We start from the raw sequence: 19,424 nt of genomic DNA on the forward strand, positions 1-19,424 counted from the left end.
TATAAAATTTACTAATATATATAATATTGCTTGCAAATTTTTATTGGGGTGGTATAATATATTTAATAATAATTTATTTTGCTAAATCATTACAAGGGAGGATCTTATGAAGTACAAGAAATTTTTTATAATCATGTTTATCTTGATACTGTGTTCATCAATATCAGCACTACTTGCGCCGATATTTATACAGCTATGGAAGGCAAATGGCACGTCACTTGATACAAAGAAGATAGTATTTATAGTCTTACTTATACTTGCATCAAAAGTGCTTACTATATTATTTACAATATTTAGAGAAAAGTTTGCAAAAGAGTATAATAAAGGCAATTTTATTTCTTACATAAAAAACATTTTCAATATGAACTACGATAGCATCATCGAAAAAGGCGCTATGAACTTACTAGAGAGGGCATCGATATCTGTTAACAGCATCTACTCCTTCATGATGAGTGGCTACATACAGATATTCTCCTCACTTTTAGTTGCCTTAGTATGTTTAATTTTAATTGCTAATGTAAATTTGTATCTAGCTTTGATAATGCTTTTAGCGCTACCTATAAACTATTTTGGCTATAAATTATTAAATAAGAAGCTAAAGAAAAAGTCTGAAGAGATGCAAAAGAGCACAGGCATGGGCTTTCAAGAAATACTTTCTTATGTACAAGAGGTTGACTATGTAAAGCAGCTATCTGATAGATCTATGATATATAATAAATTAGAGCCAGCGACTGAAAAAGTTTATGGCAGCATGGCAAGGGTCAATGAGTACGCTCAGTCAATGACTGTAGTTTTAGAAGGTATTAACGAGATCATCAAAACACTTTTACTGCTAATAGTTGTTTATGATTACATGGCAAATAGCAGCAGCATTTACTCAATTATACTAGTTACACTAATCTTCCCCTTATATTTTGCTAATGTATCGACAATAACTAATTCAAATATTGAAAAGAGAAATTTTGATATAGCAAAAGATTTTGAAAAAGAACTCATCGCTAATAAAGAAGCCGATGGCAGTGACGCGATTGACGTGATTAATGATATAGAGCTTGATATCAGTAGCATAAATATTAAGGATATGAAACTTGACTTTAATGCAAAGGCAAAGCTTAAGAAGGGTGATATAGTTAGAATCAATGGCGCCAATGGTAGTGGCAAGAGCACTTTTGCCAAGGGACTAGTAAAGTTTAGAGACGTTAAGATAATTAAAGTGAATGGCATAGACATTGATAAGTGTAAAAACGAAGACATAAGAGATCGTATTGAATATGTTGTTCAAAACGCACCTATAGTCAACGGTTCACTAAGAAAAAATCTTCTACTTGATTTTGATGACGGAAGCCACATAGATTTAACACAAAACCAATTTATTAGATCCATACTTGAAAAGAAATCACTTGACGACGAGATACTTATTGGTGGTACAAACCTATCTGGCGGAGAAAAGCAAAAGATATCATTTGCAAGGTCTTTACTAAAAAATCCAGACGTACTCGTTTTGGATGAGATATGCTCAAACATTGACAAGGAATCGACGAAAGAGATATATGATTATCTAAACAAGACTAGAGACGAAAGGATATGCTTCATCATCAGTCACGACGACTTGACAAGTGGTCTTATTAATGTTAATATAAACGCATAGTATGACTCTAATACCATTGTCATAGTAAAATATTTTTGCAAAATCAAAAAAAGTACTTGACAAATAATCTATATGAGTATATACTATATGAGTAATGAATAATAAAACAAGAAGAAAATGCTTTCTCACCTTATAACCGGTTGTTCATAAGGTTAATTAATTGTATTGTACGGGCATTTTTTATGCCCGTTTTTTTAATGGAGGTGTAAACAATTAAAGAGCTACTAATCAACGAAGAGATTAGAAATCCGAAGATAAGACTTATTGGTGAAGATGGAACACAATATGGTATTGTCGATAACAGCAAGGCTTTAGAGATAGCAGAAGCTGCTAAGCTTGACCTTGTAATGGTTTCTCCAAATGCTGACCCTGTTGTTTGCAAGGTCATGGACTACGGTAAGTACAGATATGAACTGCAAAAAAAGAACAAGGAAGCTAAAAAGAAACAAAAGGTTATCAATATCAAAGAGATCAGAATGACTCCAAACATTGAAGAGCATGACCTTAATGTAAAGGTTAGAACTACACAAAAGTTTATTCAAAATGGGGACAAGGTTAAGGTATCCGTTCGCTTTAGAGGTAGAGAGATGGGACACACTGAGCTTGGTAAAGAAGTTCTTGATCAATTTCTTGAACTATTAGGTCCTGAAGCTATGGTTGAAAAAGCACCAAAGTTAGAAGGAAGAAACATGTCTATGACTGTTATTCAAAATAATAAAAATTAGGAGGAATACAAATGGCAAAGATGAAAACACACAGAGCGTCTGCTAAGAGATTTAAAAGAACTGCTTCTGGTAAATTAAAAAGATTTAAAGCATACAAGGGTCACTTAACAGGAAAGAAATCTGCTAAGAGAGTAAGAAATTTAAGAAAAGGATCATTAGTATCAAAGGGCGATCAAAAGAGAATCGACTCTATGGTAATGTAGTAGGAGGATAAATATGGCTAGAGTTAAAAGAGCAGTAAATGCTAAAAAGAATCATAAAAAAGTTTTAAAACAAGCTAAAGGATATTTTGGCGCAAAGAGCAAGCTATTTAGAACTGCTAACGAAGCAGTTATGAAGTCACTTAGCTACGCATACATTGGTAGAAAGAACAGAAAGAGAGACTTCAGAAAACTTTGGATAGCAAGAATCAACGCTGAATGCAGAGTAAACGATATGAGCTATAGCAAATTTATCGGTGGTTTAAAGAAATTAAATATTGACATAAACAGAAAAATGCTTTCCGAAATGGCTATTCATGATAAAGAAAGCTTTAAGAATTTAGTTGATATGGCAAAGAATGCTTAAAGTTCTCAATTTTGGGAACTTTTTCTTTTCTATATGGCAAAAATTCTTGATTTGTAGTAAAATATACTTATGGAAATAAGAAAAAAATTATTTAAAGACAAATTGAACCCGCCACAAGTTTTGGCACTGGGTTTTCTATCCTTAATACTTATAGGTAGTATACTTTTAAATCTACCTATAGCTTCATCAAGCGGCAGCTCTATTGGCTATGTAAACAGTTTGTTTACATCAGCATCGGCTGTGTGCGTAACTGGCTTAACAGTTCTTAATACCGCTAGGGACTTCACGCCTTTTGGTCAAGTCATCATCATCACTTTGATACAATTTGGTGGACTTGGCATAATGACTTTAGCTACTGTTGGCTATATCATTATGGGCAAGAAGATATCTTTCAAAGAAAGGCTTATGATTAAGGAGCAATTAAATACTGAATCAATACAAGGTATAGTTAAGCTAACCAAAAAGGTTATCGGCTACACTTTCTTTCTTGAGATGATGGGATCATTACTATTAGCCCTTCGCTTTGTTCCTATGTTTGGATTTGAAAAGGGCTTAGCCTTTAGCATATTTCATGCGATAAGTGCCTATTGTAATGCTGGCTTCGATATATTTGGCGATTCTTTAATTATATTTCAAAATGATTATTACGTTTTGCTTATACTATCGCTACTAATTATATTAGGAGGCTTAGGCTTCACTGTTTATGCGGATTTATTAGCAAAAGATAAGCTAAGAAAGTTAACGCTTCATTCGAAGGTAGTGCTTATCATGACTGGATCGCTTTTAATAATAGGTACACTTAGCTTTTTATTATTTGAAAGCTCAAATCCTGGCACTTTGGGTTCTATGAACTTTCCATCAAGACTTGCAAACTCATTTTTCCAAAGCGTTTCGCCAAGAACAGCAGGATTTTATTCTGTAGATATGTCTAAGATTAGAGAAACAACCATATTCTCAACTATAATGCTTATGTTTATAGGCGGATCACCTGGATCAACAGCAGGTGGTATTAAGACAACAACATTTGCCTGTCTACTCCTTACGACTATATCTGTAGTAAAGGGAGAGGAAGATGTTAACTGCTTAAATAGAAGGTTACCATTCGAAACGATTAAGAGAGCTGTATCAATATTTTTAATTGGCTTAGCTATAGTCTTTTCAACAGCTATCATACTAACAATTACCGATAGCTCTTTAAAGTTTATCAACCTACTTTTTGAGTCAACATCGGCCTTTGGCACAGTTGGCTTAAGCGCAGGCATAACTGATAAACTTAGCACTCTAGGAAGGCTTGTAATCACTCTAACTATGTATATAGGTAGGGTTGGACCACTTACTATGGCTTATGCATTTGCTAGAAGAAATATGAAGAGAGACTATAGAAACGCACCAGGCAACCTTATGGTTGGATAGGAGGATATATGAAATCATTTGTAATAATTGGACTTGGAAGATTTGGTATGGCACTTTCGAAAGAACTTTCAAGGATAGGCCACGAGGTCTTAGCGATAGACTATGACCCAGCCTTAGTAAGTGAAGTGGCTGACTATGTTACTCATGCTGTTGAAGCTGACGCAAAAAACGAGATGGCGCTTAAAGAGATAGGTTTATCAAATTTTGATGTTGCTATCATAAGCATAGGCTCTGACCTTGAAGCGAGCATCATCGCTACGCTTACTTGCAAAGAGCTTGGCATCAAGACTATAATTGCTAAAGCTACTAGCGAGTCACATGGTAAAGTATTATCAAAGATAGGTGCAAACAAAATTATATTCCCAGAAAGAGATATGGGTACAAGGCTTGCACATAACTTGACATTCAAAAACATTATTGATTACATCGAACTTTCTAGTGAGTACTCAATCGCCGAAGTTAAGATACTTAAGTCATGGATAGGTAAGTCCCTACTTGACCTTAAGCTTAGAAATATTTATGGCGTTAACGTTATTGCTATTAAGAACGATGACAACATCGATGTGTCACCAAAACCAGATAAGGGTCTTGAACAAGGAGATGTTTTAGTTCTTCTTGGTCAAGTTGATGATATAAGTGCCTTGGAAAAGGACTCTCAAAATGAGCAGTAGTCTGATTACATCCAAGGACAACAAAATTTATAAATTAATCAATTCCTTAAAGAAGCCCAAATATAGAAAGAAAAATTCTATGTTTATTCTTGAAGGTAAAAGATTGGTTTATGAGGCTATAGAACGCTCTGCGTCTATAGTGTACATAGTTATTAACGAAGACTTTGACGATGAATTCATATCTGATAAGTCTTATGAAATTGTTAAAATCGAGAATAATTTATTTAAAAATTTACAAGATACAGTTACATCTCAAGGCATAATCGCCGTTTGCAAAGAAAAATTAGATGAAGCTTATGATTTTGATGAAAAAACAGTTTTATACTTAGAAGATATTCAGGATCCGGGCAATTTAGGGACAATAATTAGAAGTGCGGCATCATTTGATGTGAAAACATTAATATTATCAAAAAATTCCTGCGATGTGTATAACGAAAAAGTTTTACGTGCATCCATGGGAGCCATATTTTTAGTTGATGTTCATTATGAAGATTTAAATATAATAAATACATTCAAAGAGTATGGCTACAAAGTTTACTCAACATCGCCAAGAGGCAAGGCCATAAGCTATACTGACGAAAAGGCTTTTATACTCATGGGCAATGAGGGCAACGGTTTGACAGAGGAAGCGTTTAAGATGAGCGACGAGACCATCACTATATCTAACACTGGCAAGCTTGAATCACTTAATTTAGCTGTAGCAAGCTCAATTATCATATATGAAAGATATTTAATGCAATAGTAGCAATATGTGGTATAATATAAGTATCGGAGGAAGCATATGAAAGAAGAACTATTAAAAATTAAAGACGAAGCCAAAGCTTTGATTGAAAAAGCTGAGGATTTAAAGAGTTTAGAAGATTTAAGAGTTAAATTTTTAGGCAAGAAAGGTGATTTAACAGCCATACTTAAGATGATGGGTTCACTATCACCTGAAGAAAGACCTGTTATGGGTCAACTTGCTAACGAAGTAAGAGAGAACATTGAAGCTCTTCTAAAGAATAAATTTGACGACTTAAATGCTCTTGAAAGAGAAAAAAGATTAGATGAAGAGACTTTGGACATAAGTATTGATAAGGATTTAGTTTCATTAGGACACGAGCATCCATTAATCAAGGTTAAGGAAAAACTTGAAGATTTATTCATGAGGATGGGCTTTAAGGTTATAGAAGGACCTGAGATTGAAACTGTTGAAAATAACTTTGATTTACTTAACGCACCACAAGATCACCCATCAAGAGATATGTCTGATACTTTTTATATTGATAAAGAAAATTTGCTTAGAACACAAACATCGCCAGTACAAATTAGAGCGATGAAAAAGTATGGAGCACCGCTAAAGATGGTTTCTTGCGGAAGAACATTTAGGTTTGATGACGTTGATAACACTCACTCACCAATGTTTTATCAAATGGAAGGACTTGTAGTAGGTGAAAATATTTCTCTAGCGAATTTAAAATTTACTATAGATCAATTTGTTAGAGAACTTTTAGGTGAAAAGATACAAACTAGATATAGACCGCATCACTTCCCATTCACAGAGCCAAGCATGGAAGTTGACGTTACTTGTCACAAGTGTGCAGGAGAAGGCTGTGAATTTTGTGGAGGAACTGGCTGGTCCATGGAATTACTAGGCTGCGGCATGGTGCACCCAAATGTGCTTAGAAACTGCGGCATAGATCCAAAGAAATACTCTGGCTTTGCCTTTGGTTTCGGAGTTGACAGAATCACTATGGTTTCGTATGGCATCAACGATATAAGATTGCTTTATGAAAACGATCAAAGATTTTTAGATGAGTTTTAGGAGGACGATATGTTATTACCAATTAGATGGCTAAAAGATTATGTAAATATTGATTGCGACAATAAAAAACTAGCTGAAGACATCACTTTGACAGGTTCTCACGTAGATGGCATCGTTGACTCATTTAAAGGCCTTGAAGGTGTTATAACTGTTAAGATTAAGCGCATAGAAAAGCATCCAGATGCTGATAAATTAAGAGTTTGCTATGTTGATGATGGCAAGAGCGAGATTGTTATAGTAACTGCTGCACCAAATGTAAAAGAAGGCGACATAGTGCCACTTGCTACAGTTGGAGCAATAATTGCTGGCGGAAACAAGATTGAGGAGCATGACTTTAGAGGAGTAGTTTCTTATGGTATGTTCTGCTCATTAGCTGAGCTTGGCTATGATACAAATGTAATCAACAAAAAAGTAGCTGAGGGAGTGTTAATTCTTGATAAAGATACTCCTATAGGCAAGGATATAAGAGAAATACTTAATTTAGAAGAAAAAGTTTTAGATATAGAGATTACACCAAATAGACCTGACTGCTTAAGCGTTTTAGGCATGGCAAGAGAAGCGAAGGCAACATTTAATAAAGATTTGAAAGAACCTGAGTATAAAGAAGCAAAAGACTCTGATGAAATTAAAAAATATATTAAAAATATATCTATCGATACAAAAGACTGTTTAAGATATTATGCAAGAGTCGTAAAACATGTAAAGATAGCTCTTTCTCCACTTTGGATGCAACAAAGACTTATGGAGTCGGGTGTTAGACCTATTAACAATATAGTCGACATTACAAATTATGTTATGCTTGAACTTGGCGAGCCGCTTCACGCGTTTGACGTAAATACTATTAAAACAAAAGAAATTCATATAAAAAATGCTAAAGAAGAAAAATTCACTACACTTGATGAAATCGAAAGAGATTTAAAGCCTGAAGATATCGTTATAACAGATGGAAGCGAAAATCTTGCTCTAGGCGGCATCATGGGCGGACTTGACTCATCTATTACAGACACAACTGAAACTATCATGCTTGAAGGAGCTAGCTTTAATAGATCTCAAATCAGATACACATCAAAGAGACTTGGCCTTAGAACAGAGGCTTCTAATAGATTTGAAAAGGGCATTTCTCCTTTAATGTCGAAAAAGGCAGTTGATAGAGCTGCTTATCTAATTGAGCTATTAGGCGTAGGTACTGTGGTTGATGGTTACTATGATATTGTTAATTACGAAGAAAAAGACGAAGTGATTAAGTCTGATCCAGCTAGAATCAATAATTTACTTGGTAGTGATTTAAGTGTTGAGACAATGCTTGATAATTTAGCAAGACTTGGCATAGAAACAAAATATGAAGACGGCCTTTTAATTTCAAAGTCACCATATTACAGAACTGACCTTGCAATTGAAGAAGATATAGCTGAAGAAGTTGGTCGTATCTATGGTTTCCACAATATCGAAGCAAAACCTATCAAGTCTGAAACATCAGTTGGTATGCTTGATTACAAAAGACAAATCGATAAGCATATTAAGACTTTACTCATAGGACAAGGCATGGATGAGATACTAACTTATTCATTCATCAGTCCAAAGAATTATGATGCACTTAATTTAAAAGAAAATCATGAATTTAGAAAATATATCGAACTAATCAATCCACTTGGAGAAGACTTTAGAGCGATGAGAACAACACTTATTGCTAATATGCTTAAAGTTTTATCGCTAAATATCAACAACATGAACGAAAAAGGTGCTTTCTTTGAATTTGGAAATACATTTGAAAAAGAAGGAAGTAAATATATTGAAAACAAGACTATGTCCGTAGGTTTCTACGGTTATGGTGACTTCTATATGATTAAAGATATTTTAGTAAAGATACTAGAAGGACTTGCTATAGAAGGATATGAAGTAAAGAAAAGCACAGAAACAAGCATATTCCACAAGGGTAGAAGCGCTGATTTTTACATCGGTGGCGAGAAATTTGCGAGCCTTGGTCAAATTGATTACGCTGTTTGCGATAATTTCTCCATAAAAACAGATGTTTATGTAATGGAGCTTGATATAGAAAAGATATATCCACTAGTTAATCTAGAGAGAAAATATGTTAAGATAAATAAATTCCCAGCAGTTAAGAGGGATTACGCCATAGTTTTAGATGATGAAGTGCCATTTGGAGACGTTAAGAATGAAATTTTATCACATGGCTTTGAAATTGTTAAAGATGTACAAATATTTGACATTTACAAATCAGATAAGCTTGGAGCTGACAAAAAATCATTAGCTTTCAAGATTAAGTATCAAGGCGAAAAAACTCTTAAAGATAAAGATATACAAAAGGTTGAGAGCGAAATTTTAGCTTCACTTGAAGAAAAATTCGCTGCCATCTTAAGAAAGTAAGGAGGTAGGACATGCCAGAGAGAGTAACCGTTCATATAAACGGCAGAGATTTTAATATTCGTTCGGAGTATGATGAAAAGTATGTTTCAGACATCGCATACTATGTTAATAAGTTAATAAAGGATCTTTTAGCTAATAATCCAAGGCTTGACTCGCTTATGGCAACAACCCTTGCGACTGTCAATGTTACAGATGAATTATTTAAAGCACAAAAAAAGCTTAGCGAGTATGAAAACACTCCTATAAATAAGTCGGCGGAATACATGGACCTTAATGAAGCTTATCAAGAAGCTCTTAAAAAGATAGAAAAGCTTCAAGAAGAGCTTAATAACAAGGCAGACGAACTTGTTAAGACTAAGCTAAATACAGAAGATCTTTATCAACAGCTTAGCCGCATCAAAGAAGGAACAAGTCAAGACATTGACTCAAAAACAATAAAAAATAATAACAAGAATAACAAGAATAACAATAATAATAATAATGTTAAATAAAAAGACAAAAGTACTAAGCCCTGTCGGCACCTACGAAGCGTTCATTGCAGCGCTTAAAGCAGGTGCTGATGAGGTTTATTTTGGAAGTGAAAAATTTAACGCAAGGCGCTTTGCAAAGGGCATTACAGATGACGAGATAAAATCTATGATAGAGCTAGCAAAGCTTTATGATATCAAACTTTGCATGACAGTAAACATTATTTTAGATGATAAAGAAGTAGTCGACGCACTTTTTTTGATAGAAGAGTATAGAAACATGGGTGTCGACGCCTTTATCATTACTGATCTTGGTTTAATATCACTTGTGAAAAAATATTTACCAGATGTCGAGGTGCATGCGTCAACACAGCTAAATATAGCGAATTTATCGAGCATTGACTGGGCTATTGAGAATGGATTTCAAAGAGCGGTTATAGCGCGTGAAAAGGACTATAGATTTTTAGAAAAAGCATCTGAAAAAGATATAGAGCTCGAAGCTTTTGTTCATGGAGCACTTTGTTACGCAGTTTCGGGTCAATGTCTAATGAGCTCACTCATAGGAGAAAGGTCTGGTAACCGCGGTACATGCGCACAGCCATGCCGTAAGATGTATGATGTTTATAGCGAAGGAAAATTATTAAGAGAAAAAATTTATGCTATATCTGAGTACGATTTAAACACTTTAGATTCAATCGATAAACTTGTGGGCCGTGTTGACAGCTTAAAGATAGAGGGCCGCATGAAAAATCCGTCTTATGTTTATCTTATAACTAAGCTATACAAGGATAAAATTTTAGGCGTAGAAAATACTCATAGACCTGACGAAGTCTTTAATAGAGGCTTTACAAAGGGTCATATATTAAAAGATGGCATGGACAAAATGCTGGTCAAAGAGAAAAAGCACTTTGAAGGCGGTTTTGAGCTAGAAGATTTTTCATTTACAAAAAAAGATATAAGTTTTGATTTAAAAGCAAAGATAGGCAAAAAAATAATTTTAACGCTTCATTATATGAATAAAGAATACACCAAAGAGTCTGAATACATAGTTCAAAAAGCAAAAACAGCTTCAATTGATAGAGAAAAAATTATTGATCCAATCATTAAGACTGGAAAAGATTTTTTAAATGTTAGAGAAGTGAGATTAGATGTAGATGAAGATGCCTTTATACCGGTTAAAGAGCTTAAATCCTTAAGAAGAGAGCTTATAGACGAGCTTTTTAAAAAAGATTTTAAGGGCGTTAACATTAATACCAAGAAAAAAGATATCTTGGCCCCTTATGATAATAAAAAGAATAATAAGCAAAAAATTATTCTTAGAGCCTCATCTTACAAAGACCTTGATGGAATTGATATAAACAAGGCTGATACGCTTAGCTTGTATCTAAATAAAGATAATATTAATTTTTTAAGTAAAATAAATATCAATAAAGAAGTTTATACATCAAACGCAGCGAGCGACGAAGACCTAGACGAGTACTATGATTTAATTAATGAATATGGCAAAAATGTTGACTCAATCGAAATAAGTGAGCTAGGTGCATATCAAAAGTTAAAAGACTTTAATAAAAAAATTTATGCTTCATATATGATGAACATTTTTAATTCAGAAGCCGCTAAATACATGAGTGAAAGCTATTTCTCAGGCTTTACATACTCACTTGAGATGAGCTTAGCACAGATGGAAAAATTCATGAACTATGGTCTAGAGACAAGGCTATTTACTTACGGATATCCTGTCGTGATGATGAGCAAGGCTTGTCCACTAGCAAATATTAGGACTGATTGCGATCAAAGATGCGAGACTTGTCCTATAAACAAGGAAAATGAACTAGTTTATGAGGATAAAGAGCGTTTCATTTTCACTCGTGAAAATAATTACACAAAGATTTATAACTCGCAAAAAATTTTTATGCTAGACAAGATGGACGATGTTAAAAAATTAGGGCCAACATGTATTATCATAGACCTTGACAATGAAAATGATAAGAAAAAAATTAATGAATATATTGATAGAATTAATAATGGAGATGGAATAGACGCGATAGAAAGTTTTACTAGAGCGCATTACTACAAAAAAGTTTTATAGGTGAATAAATGGACAAAGCACTCAAAGTTTTAGAATATGACAAAATAATAGAAATGCTACTAGACTTGACTCAAGGGGAGCTTGCAAGAGACTTGGTAGAAAATCTTGAGCCGTCAAATGACATAGATGAGATAAGGCGCATGCAAGAGGAAACATCAGAAGCCTACAGGGTTTTAGTGAGGTACGGAGACATAGATTACTCGGCTGCATCACACATAAAGCATCTTGTCTCAAAGGCAAGTCTTGGATCCATGTTATTTATAGAAGATTTGTACGATATAATGCAAAACATCTTCTTAGTAAGCTCAATTAAGAGATATTTAAAAACATCTATAGATGATGAAAATTTAAATTTAAATCACTTAAGAAAGCTTTATGATAGTCTAGCTTCACTTGATGATCTTAAGAAAAAGCTTAGCATGACTATAGTATCAAGAGATGAAGTTGCGGATAGCGCTTCGAGCACTTTAAGAAGCATAAGGCGTAGCAAAAAACTTAAGAATCAAGCGATAGAAGATAAATTAAATTCATATATAACTAGTGATAAAACAAAAAAATATTTACAAGACGCCATAGTTACTATGCGAGAAGGAAGGTATGTAATTCCTGTTAAAAATGAGTATCGATCAAGCGTTGAGGGTATGATTCACGACATATCTCAAAAGGGATCAACAGTTTTTATCGAGCCGATGGCAGTCGTTAAACTAAATAACGAGCTAAGGGAGCTTGAAAACGAAGAGAAAAAAGAGATAGAAAGGATACTTTATGAGCTATCAAGCGAGGTCTCTGAGTACAAGGCCTATCTTGAAACGAATGAAGAAGCTTTAAAAAGCATTTCATTTATATTCGCAAGAGCAAGGCTCGCTAGAGAGATGAGGGCGACAGAACCGATACTTAACGATAAAGGCTATGTCAATCTAAAAAATGCAAGGCACCCATTAATACCGAAAGATAAGGTAGTGCCAACTACGCTTGAACTTGGAGATGAGTACACATCGCTTATAATCACAGGACCAAACACAGGCGGTAAGACGGTTAGCTTAAAGACAGTTGGACTTATTACGCTGATGGCAAAGTCTGGATTAAACATACCATGCGATAATAATTCATCGGTAGCGGTCTTTGATAGAGTCTTTGCTGATATAGGCGATGAACAATCGATAGAGCAGTCACTATCAACATTTTCTTCGCACATGAAAAATATTGTTCATATAGTTGAAAATGCCGAGTATAATGATTTAGTTTTATTTGACGAACTAGGCGCAGGCACAGACCCAACTGAGGGAGCGGCCCTTGCCATATCCATATTAAAACTCTTTAGAGAGAGAAGAATCAGGACCATGGCGACGACGCATTACTCACAAATCAAATTTTATGCGCTTACGAGCGAAGGAGTGAAAAACGCGTCGATGGAATTTAACGTCGATACTCTTTCACCAACATATAGGCTAATCATAGGTATACCGGGCAAGTCAAATGCTTTTGAAATATCTAGAAGGCTCGGCCTTGATCAAAAGATTATTGATAGCGCGAAAGAGCTTCTTAATGAGAACGATACTCGCTTTGAAGATGTTCTTAAGGCCATCGAAGAAGATAGAACTGATATTGAAAATAAAAGAATTAAAATAAATGAAGAGAATGAAGAGATAGAAAGGCTTAGAGAAAAGCTTGAGAATAAAAATAAAAAACTTGAAGAAAAGCAAGAAGCCATCATTAACAAGGCAAAAGAAGAAGCAAGAGAGATAGTTAAGAAAGCAAAGAACGAGAGCGCCTTCATTATAGACGAATTAAAAGACATCTCATCTTTATCAAAAAAAGAGGACAGGCGAAGGCTTCAAGAGGCAAAGGACTATCTAAGGGACCTTGAAGATGAAAACAGATTAAAGATAAAAGACAATAAAAAGCGTACAAAAGAGATTCCAAAGGACATCAAACTTGGCGAAAGCGTTAGAATCATTAGCATAGACAAGTTTGGAGAAGTAGAAACACTTCCTGATGAGAAAGGTGATTTAAACATTCAGGTCGGAATTATGAGTGTTAGAAGCAATATTAAGGATATAGAGCGAAGTGAATCTAAAGAAGAAGTAAAGGCCGAGAAAAAAACTAGGTCCATTAACAAAGCTAAGTCAAAAAATATAAGTTCAGAAATAAATTTAATTGGAAGAACAGTTGATGAAGCGATAATTTTACTAGACAAATATCTTGATGATGCCTATCTTGCAAGGCTTAAAGAGGTCAGAATAATTCACGGAAAAGGTACAGGCACACTTAGAGATGCAATAAGAAAGTATTTACAAAATAGCAAACATGTTATAGAATATAGAGAAGCAGATTATACGGAAGGCGGTTCGGGAGCTACCGTAGCTGTTATTAAATAGGAGGTAATTATGATAAATTTTAAGGAAAAAGTAAGAGATGCGTTAAGCACAGTAATTGAGGGACTATCTAAAGAAGAGATAGAAAACCTAATTGAAACACCGCCATCGTTTGATATGGGCGATTACGCCTTCCCAGTATTTAGACTAGCAAAAACATATAAGAAGGCACCTAATTTAATCGCTGAAGAGATTAAAGAAAAATTATCACATAATGAATATTTTGACAAAGTAGAAAATGCAGGACCTTATGTAAACTTCTTTATCTGTAAAGAAAAACTTCTAGAAATAGTTTATAAAGAGATAGAAGAAAAAGGTGATATGTATGGTTCATCAGATATGGGTAAGGGCAAAAATGTTATAGTTGAGTTCTCATCTCCTAACATTGCAAAACCAATGCACATAGGTCACATTAGATCAACAGTTATTGGTAACGCTCTTTATCATATATTCAAGCACCTTGGCTATAACACAATCGCCATCAATCACTTAGGTGACTATGGTACTCAATTTGGTATGCTTATAGCAGCTTATAAATTATGGGGCGACAGAGAAGCTATCGAAAAGAATCCTATTGATGAACTTCTTGATTTATATGTAAGATACAATAAACTTCAAGAGCTTGATCCGGCTGCAAGAGACACAGCTAGAGACTGGTTTAAAAAGCTTGAACAAGGCGATGAAGAAGCAACTGAAATATGGACTTGGATGAAGAAACTTTCTATAGTTGAGTTCGAAAAAGTATATGATATGCTTGGAATAAAATATGACTCATACAAGGGCGAGGCATTCTACTCAGACAAGATGCCAGCAGTTATCGAAGAGATAAAAGAAAAGAACATAGGCAAGATGGACGACGGCGCATACATCGTTGACTTAAAACCTTATGGACTAACTCCACTAATCATAGTTAAGTCCAACGGAACAACAACTTATGCTACAAGAGACATAGCTGCAGCAAGATATAGAAAGAAAACTTATGATTTCTACAAAAATATCTACGTAGTTGCCAGCGAACAAAATCTTCACTTCCAACAATGGAAGCAAGTTCTTAAGCTTATGGGAGACGAGTGGGCAGATGATTGTATACATGTTAACTTCGGCTTAATCTCATTAAAGGACGGCGCTTTATCAACTAGACAAGGAAGAGTATTAAAACTTGAAGACGTTTTAAATAAGGCAATAGAAAAAACTAGAGAAATTATTGAAAAGAGAAATCCAAATCTTGAAAATAAAGAAGAAGTAGCTAAGATGGTTGGTACTGGAGCAATAGTTTTCCAAGAGCTATTTAACCAAAGAATCAAAGATTATGTATTTGATTGGGATAAAACACTTTCATTCGAGGGAGAAACAGGCCCTTATGCTCAATACACTTATGCTAGATGCAAATCATTAATCGAAAAGAACGGCGGATTCGATCCAGCTAAAGTTGATTTTAATCTAGTTAAAGATGAAGCATACGAAATTTTAAAATATGTTTACGATTTACCAAGAACTATAGTTTTAGCTATGGAAAAATACGAAGCATTCTATATCACAAGAAACATCATCGACATAGCAAAAGCATTTAACAAATATTACGCAGCAAATCAAATAATTACAGATGATGAAAAGCTTACAAATTCAAGACTTGCTATAGTTGACATAGTTCAAAAAGCAATTAAAGTAGGCATGAACTTAATAGGAGTACAAACTCCAGATAGAATGTAATGAAAGTCGTATTTGTAGGTATTAACGCAAAGTTTTCACATACAAATATTGCTATAAGATATTTAAACAATGAGCTTAAAGATATGGTAGATTCTTCATTTGAGGAATTTACCATAAACGAGCCTTTGGAGAATATTGTCTATGAGCTTCATAAGAAAGACGCCAATGTACTTATGTTTTCGTCATACATCTGGAACATTGATTATATAAGAAAAGTAATTAATTCACTTAAAAAGATTAAGCCAAGCTACACTATAGTCCTAGGCGGACCTGAGGTTAGCTTCGAAAAAGAAAGTTTTCTTAGAGCAAATCCAGCCTGTGACTACATAATTTATGGCGAGGGCGAGAGAGCTATGAAAGAATTTATTCTTTATAAAAAAGGCAAGCTAAGTATCGATGAAGTTCACAATCTAGCCTATATTAATGATAATAGATACATTAAAACTGAAGAAGCACCCCTTATCGACATGAAGGATTTAAGCTTTCCTTATGAAGATGAAGAGGCTTTGGAGCATAGAACACTCTATTATGAAGCACAAAGAGGCTGCCCATATAGGTGTTCTTTTTGTTTATCTTCAGCAATAAAAGGTCTTAGATATAAGCCTATAGACTTAGTGAAGATGGATTTAGATAGGCTAATAGCTATGAAGCCGTCCATAGTTAAGTTTATAGACAGAACCTTTAACTCAAACGAAGACTTTGCCATAAATATAATCGAACACATTTTAGAAAACAATAAAACGAATACTAAATTTCATTTTGAAATCACTCTCGATAGGATGAGTGATAGATTTTACGAGACTTTAAAGAAGCTTCCTAAGGATATGATTCAGTTTGAAATTGGCCTTCAGTCGATAAACCCGAAAACCCTTAAAGCGATTCAAAGGCACAATGACCTTGAGAGAATAAAAGAGCATTCACAAAAGATTAAGGATTTAGGGACTATACATCAGCATATAGATCTTATAGCTGGACTTCCTTACGAGGATTTTGAAAGCTTTAAAGAGTCTTTTAATTATCTTTATGATTTTAAGATAGAAAAAATTCAGCTAGGCTTTTTGAAAATGCTTAAAGGCTCTTTAGTTCGCTCGCAAGAGTTGATTTTTGACTACAAGTATACTGATTATGCGCCTTATGAAGTTTTGAAGAATGAATTTTTATCGACAGATGAAATAATTGAGCTAAAGAAAATTGATTATGTAGTTGACAAAATTTATAACGAAGGAAGCTTTAAAAGGACGCTTGATATACTTGAATCAAAGTATACAAGCCCATTTGCAATGTTTGAAGATCTAGCAAATTTTATAGATGAAAACTTTGGCGTGGACAAAACTATTAAAAAAGAAAATTTATATAGACTAGTCTATGAATTTTTAAAAGCAAAAGACATTCTTTCAGATAAACTAATTGAGACTTTAAGCCTTGATTATGCAGTAAACGTTAAATCACAGGCACCGCTAGATTTTATGCCATTTACAAAGCTTAGAGGCGACAAGCTTCATAGCCTTTTAAGAGATGAAGAGTTTAGAAAAACTTATTTATGGCAATATATAGAAGAGAAGAACAAAGACATCGTCAATAAAGTCGCCATCATACTTATGTATGGAGCGGCATACCTTGTTGACGAGGACGTAGAAAGGATCAGTGATGATTATGTTCAAAGATATAATTTATACAAACACAGAAGCGTTTAAAAGGCTATTTGTAACAATTAAAGACAATTTTCTAGTTTTAATCATAACAATGCTTGGACTATTTGCCTTTGATTATGTGACAAATATAATAAGCATGGCACTTGCTATGGCTTTTGGCGGCGGTTTTACCATTATGCTGATTAGTCTAGTCATGTATATACTTATGCTTTTGAAATTTTCATTTATTGCGAGCCTTTTATCAAGAGTAGTTGAAGGCGAAAAAATTAGCTTAAATAGCATTTTTGTAGGATATAAATACTATCTAACAAAGCTAATTAACTACGTTTTTATAACATATTTGTTTGGCTTAGCACTAGATATGATTTTTAGAACAGGCTCATTTTACGATCCGTACCAAATAGATCATACGCTATTAATTCAAAAAATGATTGTGAACTTAATTGCCGTTTTCATTTTTAACGCATCATTTGAGACGCTTTATCAAACAGAGAGCAACAGCCTTGCCATATTTACTTATGGAGCGAAATTTTTTGCAAAGAACTTTCTTCAATGGTTATTCGCGGCAATACTATTGATGCTTGCGCTTAACAATGATATATTTGCGGGTACTCTTATCTTAAGAAAACTAGTTAGCTACGTTTTATTGCCAATCATCTTTATATATAGAGGCCACCTATTCAAAATACTTGACAATTCATCAATGCGAATGAGAGCATTTAGAAGGAGAATGGACTAATGAATATCGATAGCTTTAAATATTTATTAAGCGAAATATTTTTCATAGACTTAAAAGACGAAAGAGGCGCGTTTAAGAAAAATGTTGATTATCCAGTGCTTATCAAGGACATGAGAAATATTGTAAAAGAGAATAAAGAAGATATAGATGTAAAATTATTTTTAAAAGCCATGCCAATAGTTTTGGCGCTTGATAATAATTTTAAGCATAAAGAGGCTTATGAAGAGGCCATCAAAACCGTGAAGGACTTTGATAAGTTTTTACTCCATGAGGCTTTAAACGAAGATGCGGACCTTGACATAAGGCTAATCTATGCCTATTATCTTAAGGAAAATTATGAGGATATAAATTATGTATACTTATATGTTTCGCTGCTTGAAGAAAAGTATAAAGAAAAAGCCATTGACGAAGCTATAGAAATTTTTGAAAATATATATCTTAAAAATATATATCTTAATAATAAAGAAACAAAATACGCTTTATACAAGCTAGGCTATTACTATAGATTTAAAAAAGATTATATCAGAAGCAGGGCATACTTTGAAAAATATCTGAAGCTTGAGAACGAGCTTGAGAAAAAAGAAGAAGTAGAGGGCGTTTTGAGCCTTGACTATGAAGAGTATAAAATTGAACTAGCAGAGTACTTTATAGGCGTGAAAAAATTTAAAGAAGCATATGATATATTGATTCAAAATATTGATAATGCTAAGGACGACAGAGTTTTTTATTACTTAAGCGTTGTGATGACTATGACAGGTAATTTCAAAGAAGCACTTGACTACGCGATAGAGGCAAGCAAGGACAGGCAGAGCGCTCAGTACATGGATCAGCTTGCGATATCAAACTACAACAGCGGCAATCTTGATAGCGCCATCGCTATACTTGAAAAGCAGATAAAGAAAGAAGATTATACTCCGAGCACCAAAGAGTACTTAGAGAAGATGAAAGAACAAAGAGATATAATGAATAAATAGATGAATAAATAGATGAATAAATAATAGATGAACCCTCATTGACGAGTAAGCCAGTGAGGGCGTTTTTTTATAGATTTATAAATAAAAATTGAAAAAATTTATTGGAAAAGATAATAATAGCTTATACTAAATAATACTATAGATAGTGGTAACAGAAACGTATTTACACAATTTTAAAAATAATTTAAAATTGTTTAACTTTTTT

At 33.9% G+C, this 19,424-nt stretch carries 16 protein-coding genes; all 16 read left to right on the plus strand.

Annotated features, from left to right (window positions below; all coding sequences use genetic code 11):
- Positions 1 to 106 precede the first annotated feature (106 nt).
- The 16 genes from BN30_RS07885 to BN30_RS07960 all read left to right on the plus strand — a co-directional run bounded on the left by BN30_RS07885 (position 107) and on the right by BN30_RS07960 (position 19,219).
- Complete coding sequence (locus BN30_RS07885) at positions 107 to 1,648, plus strand: ATP-binding cassette domain-containing protein (RefSeq protein WP_019214966.1); 1,542 nt, start codon at positions 107 to 109, stop codon at positions 1,646 to 1,648.
- A 212-nt stretch (positions 1,649 to 1,860) separates the two neighbouring features.
- Positions 1,861 to 2,373, plus strand: a complete 513-nt coding sequence (gene infC / locus BN30_RS07890) for a translation initiation factor IF-3 (RefSeq protein ID WP_026880720.1) — start codon at positions 1,861 to 1,863, stop codon at positions 2,371 to 2,373.
- 11 nt (positions 2,374 to 2,384) lie between these two features.
- A complete protein-coding gene (gene rpmI, locus BN30_RS07895) occupies positions 2,385 to 2,576 on the plus strand; it encodes a 50S ribosomal protein L35 (protein WP_019214968.1) in 192 nt (63 codons plus the stop codon).
- Between the two features lie 13 nt (positions 2,577 to 2,589).
- Positions 2,590 to 2,940, plus strand: coding sequence for a 50S ribosomal protein L20 (gene rplT, locus BN30_RS07900; RefSeq protein ID WP_019214969.1), 351 nt, complete (start codon positions 2,590 to 2,592; stop codon positions 2,938 to 2,940).
- A gap of 69 nt (positions 2,941 to 3,009) precedes the next feature.
- Positions 3,010 to 4,353 (plus strand): TrkH family potassium uptake protein, encoded by a 1,344-nt coding sequence (locus tag BN30_RS07905; RefSeq protein ID WP_019214970.1) that lies wholly within the window; start codon positions 3,010 to 3,012, stop codon positions 4,351 to 4,353.
- Positions 4,354 to 4,361: 8 nt separating this feature from the next.
- Positions 4,362 to 5,024, plus strand: a complete 663-nt coding sequence (locus tag BN30_RS07910) for a potassium channel family protein (protein WP_019214971.1) — start codon at positions 4,362 to 4,364, stop codon at positions 5,022 to 5,024.
- On the plus strand, positions 5,014 to 5,766 hold the full coding sequence (locus BN30_RS07915) for a TrmH family RNA methyltransferase (protein WP_026880721.1): 753 nt from the start codon (positions 5,014 to 5,016) through the stop codon (positions 5,764 to 5,766). The genes BN30_RS07910 and BN30_RS07915 overlap by 11 nt, the downstream gene beginning before the upstream one ends.
- 39 nt (positions 5,767 to 5,805) lie before the next feature.
- The gene (gene pheS, locus BN30_RS07920; RefSeq protein WP_019214973.1) at positions 5,806 to 6,828 is read left to right on the plus strand and encodes a phenylalanine--tRNA ligase subunit alpha; all 1,023 of its coding nucleotides are present in this window, start codon (positions 5,806 to 5,808) and stop codon (positions 6,826 to 6,828) included.
- A 9-nt stretch (positions 6,829 to 6,837) separates the two neighbouring features.
- A complete protein-coding gene (gene pheT, locus BN30_RS07925) occupies positions 6,838 to 9,213 on the plus strand; it encodes a phenylalanine--tRNA ligase subunit beta (RefSeq protein WP_019214974.1) in 2,376 nt (791 codons plus the stop codon).
- A gap of 11 nt (positions 9,214 to 9,224) precedes the next feature.
- The gene (locus tag BN30_RS07930) at positions 9,225 to 9,704 is read left to right on the plus strand and encodes a cell division protein ZapA (RefSeq protein WP_019214975.1); all 480 of its coding nucleotides are present in this window, start codon (positions 9,225 to 9,227) and stop codon (positions 9,702 to 9,704) included.
- The gene (locus BN30_RS07935; protein ID WP_019214976.1) at positions 9,694 to 11,769 is read left to right on the plus strand and encodes a U32 family peptidase; all 2,076 of its coding nucleotides are present in this window, start codon (positions 9,694 to 9,696) and stop codon (positions 11,767 to 11,769) included. The genes BN30_RS07930 and BN30_RS07935 overlap by 11 nt, the downstream gene beginning before the upstream one ends.
- An 8-nt stretch (positions 11,770 to 11,777) precedes the next feature.
- Entirely contained in the window at positions 11,778 to 14,147 is a 2,370-nt protein-coding gene (locus tag BN30_RS07940; RefSeq protein WP_019214977.1) for an endonuclease MutS2, read from the plus strand.
- Between the two features lie 12 nt (positions 14,148 to 14,159).
- On the plus strand, positions 14,160 to 15,854 hold the full coding sequence (argS, locus tag BN30_RS07945) for an arginine--tRNA ligase (protein WP_423219287.1): 1,695 nt from the start codon (positions 14,160 to 14,162) through the stop codon (positions 15,852 to 15,854).
- Positions 15,854 to 17,548, plus strand: coding sequence for a B12-binding domain-containing radical SAM protein (locus BN30_RS09445; protein WP_019214979.1), 1,695 nt, complete (start codon positions 15,854 to 15,856; stop codon positions 17,546 to 17,548). The genes argS and BN30_RS09445 overlap by 1 nt, the downstream gene beginning before the upstream one ends.
- On the plus strand, positions 17,502 to 18,245 hold the full coding sequence (locus BN30_RS07955; protein WP_195890982.1) for a hypothetical protein: 744 nt from the start codon (positions 17,502 to 17,504) through the stop codon (positions 18,243 to 18,245). Before BN30_RS09445 ends, BN30_RS07955 begins: the two co-directional genes overlap by 47 nt.
- Positions 18,245 to 19,219 carry a tetratricopeptide repeat protein gene (locus BN30_RS07960; RefSeq protein WP_019214981.1) on the plus strand — a complete coding sequence of 325 codons (975 nt, stop codon included), beginning with the start codon at positions 18,245 to 18,247 and terminating at the stop codon, positions 19,217 to 19,219. Before BN30_RS07955 ends, BN30_RS07960 begins: the two co-directional genes overlap by 1 nt.
- Positions 19,220 to 19,424 lie beyond the last annotated feature (205 nt).

Origin of the sequence: Fenollaria massiliensis, assembly GCF_000312505.2 — a bacterium.
GTDB lineage: Bacteria > Bacillota > Clostridia > Tissierellales > Peptoniphilaceae > Fenollaria > Fenollaria massiliensis.